Below are 7,400 nucleotides of genomic sequence, written 5' to 3'. Positions count from 1 at the left end.
GGGGTGCGCGGAGTGGTTGTCCATGGCCGCGTTGCCAACGCCGACCACATTCACCGTGTTGCCGCTGACGTTCAGGGGGAGGTGCACGGGGAGCTGCAAGCCGTTGCCGGACAGGACGCCCGGTGAATCCTTTCCTCCGCCATGTGCCCGGCTGCCGTGGGCCGCGGGCGCGCCCGGCGCCCGGTGACCGACCTCGTCGGCGCAGCGGTTGCCGGACGCGGGGTTGAGGAGCCCCACGACGTTCACGGTGTTCCCGCAGACCTCGACCGGCACGTGCACCGGCAACTGTACGGTGTTGCCGGAGATCAGCCCGGGCGAGCCGGCCGTGGCGCCGTCCGCCGAGGAATCGGCGTGGGCGGGAGCCGACAGCGCCATCGCGCCGGAGGCGGCGGCGACGGCGATCACACCGTTTCGGGTAGCCCTTCTCATAGCTTCGCTGCCTTCCAGACGTGGTCGCGGGCCACCGCCCGCGCCGGGGAGACGGGCAGGTGCCCGCACCGCGTAGAACGCCGGGCGAACGATCCGAGTTATGGCTTATCGGCCTTTCACCCCATCGAGCGGCACGGTTGTCGAACTAGCTGTAAAGCCGTCCGATCCCTGTCGGCGCGGCCGGAGCGTACGGCACCCCGCACACTCCCGCCCGTCCGGAGGCGCGCGTTCCGGCGTCCGCTTATCGTGATCGGGGGCGCCGTTCTCCCGGTCCGCGACGGGCGCCCATGGAGGCATCGATGCTGGCCAAGCTGTCGAGGCGGCCCGCGGTGCGGCGCTGCGCGGTGACCGCGACCGCCGCCGCGACCCTGCTCGCCGCGGGGCTGCCGACGGCCGCCGCCGAACGCGCCGGCCCCGACCTGTCCCGCTTCTACGGGCAGGAGATCCACTGGACCCGGTGCAAGGGCGCGGACGTGCCGACGGATCTGCAGTGCGGCAAGGTCACCGTGCCGCTCGACTACGCCCGCCCCCGCGCCGGCACGCTCGACCTCGCGCTGGCCCGCTACCGCGCGACGGGCCCGAAACGTGGCTCGGTCCTGCTGAACTTCGGCGGGCCGGGCGGCGCGGGCGTGAGCGAACTCGCGGGCGGCGGCAAGGACTTCATGGGCCTGACCAACGCCTACGACGTAGTGACGTTCGACCCGCGCGGCGTCGGCCGCTCCTCCCCGGTCAGCTGCGGCAACGGTGTCGACGAGGCGTCGGTCGCGGAGGCGGGCGACCCGGACCTGACCCATCCGCAGGACGTGCTGCGGCAGTTGCGGAAGGCCGCCGCCGAGTGCGCCAGGCACTCCGGTCCCGTCCTGCCCTACATAGGCACGACGTACGCCGCCCACGACCTGGACGTGATGCGCCAGGCCCTGGGCGACAAGAAGCTCAACTACCTCGGTTTCTCCTACGGAACCCGGCTCGGCGCCGTGTACGCGGCCCAGTTCCCCAAGAAGGTCGGCCGGTTGGTGCTCGACGGTGTCGACACCCTCACCGAACCGATGTCCGAGCAGGGCATCGCGGGCGCCGAGGGGCAGCAGACGGCGCTGGACGACTTCGTCGACTGGTGCGTCCAGGACATCGCGTGCCCGCTGGGCCAGGACGCGCGGCGCGCCGGTGAGCAGGTCGTGCAGCTGGTCCACTCCCTCGACGAGGACCCGGTGTCGACGGACCTGGCACAACAGTTCACCGGCCAGGATCTCGTGGGCGCCATCGGACAGGGCCTGTACAGCGAGGAGTTGTGGCCCTCACTGGAGCGGGCCCTGGCCCAACTCGTGGAGGACGGCGACACCCGCGGCGTCATGGCGTTCGCGCACGGCGGTTTCTCGCCCTCCGCACCGCACGCGGGAGACGGCGGCCTGGTCGACGAGGACGACGTCCCGCTCGACAATCTCCCCGCGGCGCTGATGGCGATCAACTGTGCCGACGATCCCGACCGCCCCAGCGCCGGGCAGCTCACCAAGGACCTGGCCCGGCTCCGGGCGCAGTACGAGCAGGCCTCCCCCGTCTTCGGGCGCTACCGGCTCACCCAACTGCTCATGTGCTACGGCCGCCCCAAGGGCACCGACTACATCCGCGACAAGGTGCGCGACCTCCGCTCCCCGAGGATGCTCCTGGTCGGCACCCGCGGAGACCCGGCGACCCCCTACCGGTGGACCGTGGAGACCGCGAAACGGCTCGGCTCCTCGGCCGTGGTCCTCGACAACAGGGGCGAGGGCCACACCGGGTACGGCTCCTCCAAGTGCGTGCACCGGAAGGTCGACGACTTCCTGCTCTACGGCTCCCTGCCCCCGAGCGGCAGCTCCTGCGGGCCGGACGAGGACGCCTGACGAGGTCGTCACTCGTCCCAGTGGGCGAGGCGGTGCAGTGCGCCGGCCGTGCGGACGAAGCCCTCCTCGCCGAGGAGGGACCGCAGTTCGGCGTTGAAGGCGTCGATCTCCGGTTGCGCGGCCCGCAGGGCGTCCACGCCCATGTCCGTCAACTCCAGCACCACCGCCCGGTGTTGGAGCGGATGCGGTCGCTTGCTCAGCAGGCCCGCTGAGCTGAGGCGGGTGACCAGCGCGGTGATGGCGGACTCGCGCAGCCCGAGGGTGCGGGCGAGTTCCTGCTGGGTGATGCCGGGCCGGTCCCGCACGGCGAACAGCGCCCCGAGCTGGGCTGTGGTGACACCGGCCGCGGCCACGCAGCGCCGGTCCGCCGTGGTGCGCAGCCGGTGCGCGGCACGTTGCAGCAGGAAGAACAGACGCTGGTCGGGCTCGGACATGGGCCGATGTTGACAGAGGACACCGTCGCGCGCCACCCTCACTTCACTGGTGAACTGAGACTTAGGTGAGCGCGGCGATGGATCTTGAGCTCGCCCGGAAGACCCTCGCGGCGCAGCCCTTCAGCCGTCTGCTGGGCGCCCGTCTGACGGCCTTCGGGGACGGCGAGGCCACACTGGAGGTGGACATCCGCGAGGACCTGCTCCAGCAGTACGGCTTCGTCCACGGCGGGGTCCTGTCCTACGCCGCCGACAACACGCTGACGATCGCGGCGGCCACGGTGGCCGGGCCCGGTCTGATCACCTCCGGTTTCACCATCGACTACCTGCGTCCCGCCACCGGCGAGATCCTGCGCGCCCATGCCCAGGTGATACGGGCGGGCCGGACCCGGATCGTGTGCCGCTGCGACCTGACGACCGTCGACGGCGCCGGGGCGCGGACCCTGTGCGCGGTGGCACAGGGCAACATCGCGGTGACCGGGCCCCGCTAGGGATCGCGCCGGTTCAGCATCAAGCGGCACCGCCGAGTTCGACGAGGTGCCGGGCCGTGCCGGCCGGGTCGACCAGCTGGTGCAGGTGGGCGCCGGGCAGGTGGGCCACCCTCCAGCCGCGTCCGCGTGCCTCGGCGGCGAGGTCGTCGTAGGGCGGTCCGAACAGCAGGTAGGAGCAGGGGTGGTCGTCCCAGCCGGCCGGGACCGGGATGCGCTGCTCGTAGTAGGACAGCGGCAGGGTGGGCTGTTCCTGGACGACCGCCCTACGCGTCTCGGGATCGGGGAGCATCGGCGCGACGTCCGCCTCCTCCCACCAGTCGGTCCAGCGGGGCAGTCTGCCGCCGACCGCCATCGGGCGCAGGAAGTCGAGTAACTCCGGTGACGCGACCGGGGTTGCCCCGCTCCGGGCCGGCAGCGCGGCGTCGACGAAGACCGAGGCGGCGACCGGTCGCTCGAGACCCGCGCGGATCGCCGGGAGGAACAGGCCCGCGTTGCTGTGGGCGACCAGCGTGACGGGGCTTTCCGTCGGGACCTGCCGCAGGTCGTCGCGGACGGCGGCGGCGAGTCGCGGCCAGAAGGGCGGGCCACCGGCGCCGACGTGCAGCAGGGACGGCACCCGTACCTCATGGCCCGCGGCCGTCAGGTGGTCGGCCACCGGACGCCAGGTCGAGGGGCCCACGGACGGACTGTGCACGAGAACGAAGATCGACGGCATGGGACGATCCTGTCCCTCGCGCCGGACGGGGCGCGAGCACCTTGGCCGACAGCAGAACGCGCCCCTCCTGCTGCCACCCCGTTCATCCCGTTCGCCCGGCCCCCTTGTCCCTAATGCCCCATCCGCGAAACGGTCCTATGGTGCTTGTTATGGAGCACGACCTGAGTCCCGCAACCCTGTCCGAGCTCCGGCGCCCGCGGCCCTATCCGGCCGTGTCCGTGCTGACGCCGACGCATCGTCGGGAGCCCGACAACGCCCAGGATCCGGTCCGGCTGCGCAATGTGGTGGCCGAGGCCAAGAAGCAGCTGGAGTCCGATCCCGCGGTCACCCGGGAGCGGCGCTCCGACGTCGTCCACCAGCTCGACCAGGCCCTCGCCGAGGTGGACCTGGCGCACGCCGAGGACGGTCTGGTGATCTTCGCCGCTCCCGGCGAGCACCAGGTGTGGTCGCTGGCCCGTGCGGTGCCGGAGCGTGTGGTGCTCTCCGACACCTTCCTGACCCGCAACCTGGTCTCCGCGCAGGCCGCCGAACGGCCGTTCTGGGTACTGTCGGTCTCCGCCGACCGGGTCACCCTCTGGAGCGGCGGCACGGACCGGGTCGTGGAGGACCACTCCGGCGGCTTTCCGATGACCAGAAGCCTCGAGAACTTCGACGCCGAGCGCCAGGAACGCATCGGCGACATGCCGAGCACCTTCCGCGACGAGGGCACGCGGCACTTCCTGCGGGAGGCCGACGCGGCACTGGGCATGGTGCTGCGCGAACAGCCCCGTCCGCTGTACGTCACCGGCGAACCGGCCGCCCTGTCGCTGCTGGACGAGGTCGGCAGCGTGACCAAGGAGGCCGTGCACATCCCGCACGGCGGTCTCGCGCACGGCACACCCGAGGCGGTGTGGCAGGCGGTACGGCCGATGGTCGCCGCGGAGGCCCGCAAGGGCACCGACGCCGTGGCCCGCGAGCTGGAATCGGCCCGCAGCCGCAAGGCGTTCGCGGCCGGCGTCGACGAGGTCTGGCACAGCGCCCGCGAGGGCCGGCTGCGGCTTCTGGCCGTCGAGGAGAACTACCGCGTCACGGTGAGCGATGTCCTCGGTGACCACCTGGTCCCGGCCGCGAGCGGTGACCTCGACGCCCGTGAGGACATCGTGGACGAGATCGTCGAGCAGTGTCTGGAGACCGGCGCGGAGGTCCGCTTCGTGCCGGACGGCATGCTCGGCGACGCGCACGGGATCGCGGGCGTCCTGCGGTACTGAACGGCCGTACCGGCTGCCTCCCTTGACGACCTCGACGACCATGAAAAACCCTGGCCGTCGAGGGAAGGGAGCCGACCGGTCGTGTCTGGAGTGCTGGGAGTGGCCGTCCTGGGTGCGGGCCACATGGGTGCCGATCACATACGACGCCTCGACCGGGTGGTGAGCGGAGCCAGGGTCCTCGGGGTCGCGGATCCCGACGCCGGCCGGGCCGAGGATGCGGTGGCGGGCATCGACGGGGCGTCGGCGCACACGGATGTGGCGGGCGCTCTCGACGCCCCGGGTGTCGCGGCCGTACTGATCGCCTCGCCGGGTCCGGCGCACGAGGAGGCACTGCTCGCCTGCCTCGCCCGCGGGCTGCCGGTGCTGTGCGAGAAGCCCATGGTGCCCGACTCCGCGGGCGCCCTGCGGGTCGTGGAGGCGGAGGCCCGCCTGGGGCGGCGGCTGGCGCAGATCGGCTTCATGCGGCGGTACGACGCCGGATACCGGCAGCTCAAGTCCCTGCTGGACGACGGCCGTATGGGACGTCCGCTGATGCTGCACTGCACCCACCGCAATGTGGCGTCCCCGCCCGGGTTCACCTCGGCCATGCTGATCAACAGCTCGGTGTCGCACGAGATCGACGCGGCCCGCTGGCTGCTCGGCCAGGAACTCACGGCGGTGACCGTGCTGCGCCCCCGCTCCTCCGCCGATGCGCCCGAGGGCCTGCTGGACCCGCAGTTCGTCGTCTTCGAGACCGCGGAGGGAGCCCTCGTCGACGTCGAGGTCTTCGTCAACTGCGGTTTCGGCTACCAGGTGCGCTGCGAGGCCGTCTGCGAGGCGGGAAGTGCCCGGATCGGCGACGAGCACGCGATGCGCGTCACCGCGCGGGGGGCCGAGGGCCGGGAGGTGCCGCGGGACTACCTCGTCCGGTTCGCCGACGCCTACGACCGCGAGGTGCAGAGCTGGGTCGACGCCACCCGGCAGGGCAGGGTCACCGGTCCGAGCGCCTGGGACGGCTACGCGGCATCCGTCGTCGCCGAGGCGGGGGTGAGAGCGCTGGAGAGCGGCGCCCGCATGGCCGTCGACCTCGCCCCGCGGCCGCGTCTGTACGCCGGGCCGGGACACTGACGCGCGGGAGCGACACGGCTCAGACGTTGCCGAACAGGGAGCTCAGTCCGCGGTCGACGACCTCGCCGAGGTCCTCCTCACCGACCCCGACCACGGCGTAGGTGCGCAGCAGGAACCGGCGCAGGGCCGAGGTGTCGAACTGCAGCAGGGCCAGGCCGTAGGGCGAGTGGAGCTCCAGGACCGTACGGGCCCGGCCGCACGGCCATATGTGCACGTCACCGCCGCCGGCCGGGCCGCGCAGCCCGTCCTCCAGCAGCGCGCGGCCGAAGGTCCAGGTGACGCCGGTGCCGTCGAGGGAGACCTCGGGCGGGAAGTCCAGGTGCACGGCCAGCGGGTCCGTGGAGACGTACCGCAGGGTCGTCGGTACGGGCAGTTCCTGCTCGTCGACGGTGATCAGGCGGCCGCGGGCGGGCTGCTCGAGGGTGATGTCCATGGTCGGTCTCCCCTGCGGTCGGAGGTCGGCCGGTGTGCCGATCTGTTGTTACGACTCCGCAGGAGCCGATCGCATTACGCGGAAGCGCTTTCCATTTTGTGTGACCTGTGTCACTACCGGTTGAGGCGTCCTGAACACCGGGCATGCTCGAACAAGCACCCGTCGAACAAGCGGCTGAGCACTCGCCCGAGCTCGGCTACGATGCCCCAAGTCACGTACGTCGCCTACGACTTGACCCACCCGGCGCGGTAGGCGATAAGCGCAGCCGGACCGGTTCGTGGAGACGCTGGCATATGCCAGAAGCACCACCGTATCGTGTGTTGCCAAATCCCTTACAGCGCGTCGCGGGCTGTGCAACAGTCGTAACGGTCCCTCCGTCCGCCTTGGTCGTACCGTCCCCGCATCGGAGTGCGTCATGCCGTCCCACCTCTCTGCGGATCACCCAGCCGCCCAGCCGCCGGGGCGCGGCTCGGTCGACGCGCTGATATCGCAGACGCGACGGCTGAAGGGTGACGTGGACGCCGTACGGCGGGACACCCACGGCGACGGCTCGGACCCCGAGGAGCGGTGGCAGCGCGCGCTCTGCGATCTGGCGTTGCATCAACTCGACGATCTGGGCACCCACTTGGCACAACTGAGGGATGGCCCGGCCCCCCTCGCCCCCGTCCAGGAG

At 71.8% G+C, this 7,400-nt stretch carries 8 protein-coding genes and 1 pseudogene; 5 read left to right on the top strand and 4 right to left on the bottom strand.

What is annotated here, in order from left to right:
* Positions 1 to 429 (bottom strand): chaplin (locus GRC12_RS39565; RefSeq protein ID WP_208785298.1); only part of this gene is annotated, 429 nt, incomplete at its 3' end.
* 299 nt (positions 430 to 728) lie between these two features.
* Between GRC12_RS39565 and GRC12_RS39560 the strand changes: the two genes are divergently transcribed.
* Complete coding sequence (locus GRC12_RS39560) at positions 729 to 2,303, top strand: alpha/beta hydrolase (protein ID WP_208785297.1); 1,575 nt, start codon at positions 729 to 731, stop codon at positions 2,301 to 2,303.
* 8 nt (positions 2,304 to 2,311) lie between these two features.
* Here GRC12_RS39560 and GRC12_RS39555 read toward each other — a convergent pair whose 3' ends face one another.
* Positions 2,312 to 2,737: a MarR family winged helix-turn-helix transcriptional regulator gene (locus GRC12_RS39555; RefSeq protein WP_208785296.1), complete on the bottom strand. Its 426-nt coding sequence runs from the start codon at positions 2,735 to 2,737 to the stop codon at positions 2,312 to 2,314.
* A gap of 77 nt (positions 2,738 to 2,814) precedes the next feature.
* On the opposite strand from GRC12_RS39555, the gene GRC12_RS39550 reads away from it, so the two are divergent.
* Entirely contained in the window at positions 2,815 to 3,225 is a 411-nt protein-coding gene (locus tag GRC12_RS39550; protein ID WP_244374478.1) for a PaaI family thioesterase, read from the top strand.
* A gap of 19 nt (positions 3,226 to 3,244) precedes the next feature.
* Here GRC12_RS39550 and GRC12_RS39545 read toward each other — a convergent pair whose 3' ends face one another.
* Complete coding sequence (locus tag GRC12_RS39545) at positions 3,245 to 3,940, bottom strand: alpha/beta hydrolase (protein WP_208785294.1); 696 nt, start codon at positions 3,938 to 3,940, stop codon at positions 3,245 to 3,247.
* A 149-nt stretch (positions 3,941 to 4,089) separates the two neighbouring features.
* On the opposite strand from GRC12_RS39545, the gene GRC12_RS39540 reads away from it, so the two are divergent.
* Positions 4,090 to 5,187 (top strand): baeRF3 domain-containing protein, encoded by a 1,098-nt coding sequence (locus GRC12_RS39540; RefSeq protein ID WP_208785293.1) that lies wholly within the window; start codon positions 4,090 to 4,092, stop codon positions 5,185 to 5,187.
* Between the two features lie 81 nt (positions 5,188 to 5,268).
* A complete protein-coding gene (locus GRC12_RS39535; RefSeq protein ID WP_208785292.1) occupies positions 5,269 to 6,294 on the top strand; it encodes a Gfo/Idh/MocA family protein in 1,026 nt (341 codons plus the stop codon).
* A 19-nt stretch (positions 6,295 to 6,313) separates the two neighbouring features.
* On the opposite strand, the gene GRC12_RS39530 is transcribed toward GRC12_RS39535, so the two are convergent.
* Complete coding sequence (locus tag GRC12_RS39530) at positions 6,314 to 6,727, bottom strand: SsgA family sporulation/cell division regulator (protein ID WP_208785291.1); 414 nt, start codon at positions 6,725 to 6,727, stop codon at positions 6,314 to 6,316.
* Between the two features lie 415 nt (positions 6,728 to 7,142).
* On the opposite strand from GRC12_RS39530, the pseudogene GRC12_RS39525 reads away from it, so the two are divergent.
* A pseudogene (locus GRC12_RS39525) lies at positions 7,143 to 7,400 on the top strand (phosphatase); the annotation flags it as partial.

The organism is Streptomyces griseorubiginosus (assembly GCF_017614965.1).
GTDB lineage: Bacteria > Actinomycetota > Actinomycetes > Streptomycetales > Streptomycetaceae > Streptomyces > Streptomyces griseorubiginosus_B.
This window is presented reverse-complemented; position numbering and strand designations above follow the sequence as displayed.

Excerpts from the sequence above, each read along its gene's own strand:
- GRC12_RS39560 (WP_208785297.1), top strand. The coding sequence starts at position 729 with ATGCTGGCCAAGCTGTCGAGGCGGCCCGCGGTGCGGCGCTGCGCGGTG.
- GRC12_RS39555 (WP_208785296.1), bottom strand. The coding sequence starts at position 2,737 with ATGTCCGAGCCCGACCAGCGTCTGTTCTTCCTGCTGCAACGTGCCGCG.
- GRC12_RS39550 (WP_244374478.1), top strand. The coding sequence starts at position 2,815 with ATGGATCTTGAGCTCGCCCGGAAGACCCTCGCGGCGCAGCCCTTCAGC.
- GRC12_RS39545 (WP_208785294.1), bottom strand. The coding sequence starts at position 3,940 with ATGCCGTCGATCTTCGTTCTCGTGCACAGTCCGTCCGTGGGCCCCTCG.
- GRC12_RS39540 (WP_208785293.1), top strand. The coding sequence starts at position 4,090 with ATGGAGCACGACCTGAGTCCCGCAACCCTGTCCGAGCTCCGGCGCCCG.
- GRC12_RS39530 (WP_208785291.1), bottom strand. The coding sequence starts at position 6,727 with ATGGACATCACCCTCGAGCAGCCCGCCCGCGGCCGCCTGATCACCGTC.